This window comes from Pseudokineococcus marinus (assembly GCF_013004605.1).
Taxonomy (GTDB): Bacteria; Actinomycetota; Actinomycetes; order Actinomycetales; family Quadrisphaeraceae; genus Pseudokineococcus; species Pseudokineococcus marinus.
On record NZ_JABEMA010000532.1, the window covers coordinates 1 to 1,302 of the forward strand.

The window sequence follows — 1,302 nt, forward strand, 5'->3', positions numbered from 1 at the left end:
CGCCGGGGCCGGCGTCGGCGGCCCGTGACGAGCAGCGACGAGGGCGGCCAGGACCGGCGCCCGCCCGGGACGGGTCCGGGCACGGGCGAGCAGGAGGCGCAGCCGACCGCCTCCCTGCCCGTGACCCCCTCACCGGGCGAGGCACCGGGCGCGGGACCGGACGGGACGGACGGGCCAGCGGACGGGGCACCGAGCGGGGCCCCGACCGAGGCGCTGACCGGGGCGGCGACCGGGGCCCGGACCGAGGCGGTGACCAGGGCTCCTCGCGTCCTGGGCGGGCGGTACGAGCTGGGGCGCGTCCTGGGCCGCGGCGGGATGGCGGTCGTCCACGAGGCGCACGACCGCCTCCTCGGGCGCCAGGTCGCCGTCAAGCTGCTGCGCAGCGACCTCGCGGAGGACGGCGAGGTGCTGGCGCGCTTCCGCCGCGAGGCGCGCTCCGTGGCCGCGCTCAACCACCCCGCGGTGGTCGGCGTCCACGACGTCGGCGAGGAGCCGGGGCGCGACGGGGGCACCACCACGCCCTTCCTCGTCATGGAGCTCGTCCGCGGCGCCACCGTGCGCGACCTGCTCGACCAGCACCGCCCGTCCGACCGGCACCGCCCGTCCGACCAGCACCGCCCTCCCGACCAGCACCGCCCCTCCGACCGGCACCGACCTCCCGCGAGCACGAGCGCCGGCGAGCACCTCTCGGCCGGTGACGGGCGGGGCGGACGGGGTGAGCGCGACGGGCAGCCCGGCGTGGACCTCGAGACGGCCGTCGCCGTCACCGCCGGCGTCCTCGGCGCCCTGGCCTACAGCCACCGCGCCGGCATCGTGCACCGCGACATCAAGCCCGCCAACGTCATGCTGACGCCCGAGGGCCAGGTCAAGGTCATGGACTTCGGCATCGCGCGGGCGCTCGCCGACGCCGGCGCGACGGCCACGCACACCTCCGCCGTGCTCGGCACGGCCCAGTACCTCTCGCCCGAGCAGGCGCGCGGCCGTCCGGTGGACGCCCGCACCGACCTCTACTCGACCGGCTGCCTCCTCTACGAGCTGCTCACGGGCCGGCCGCCGTTCCAGGGCGACTCCGCCGTCTCCCTGGCCTACCAGCACGTCGGCGAGGTGCCCGACCCGCCGTCGGCCCACCGCGCCGGGCTGCCCCCGGCCCTGGACCGCGTCGTGCTGCGGGCGCTCGCCAAGGAGCCGGCGGACCGCTACCCCGACGCCGAGGCCTTCCGGCGCGACCTCGAGGACGCCGCGCGCGGGCTCGACGTCGCCGGCCCGGCCGCCGTGGCGGCGGCCAGCACGACCGTCGTCCCG

At 79.0% G+C, this 1,302-nt stretch carries 1 protein-coding gene; it reads left to right on the forward strand.

Annotated features, from left to right (window positions below):
- Window positions 1-249 precede the first annotated feature (249 nt).
- Window positions 250-1,302: protein kinase domain-containing protein (locus HLB09_RS17260; protein ID WP_322790245.1), on the forward strand; the 1,053-nt coding region annotated here is incomplete at its 3' end.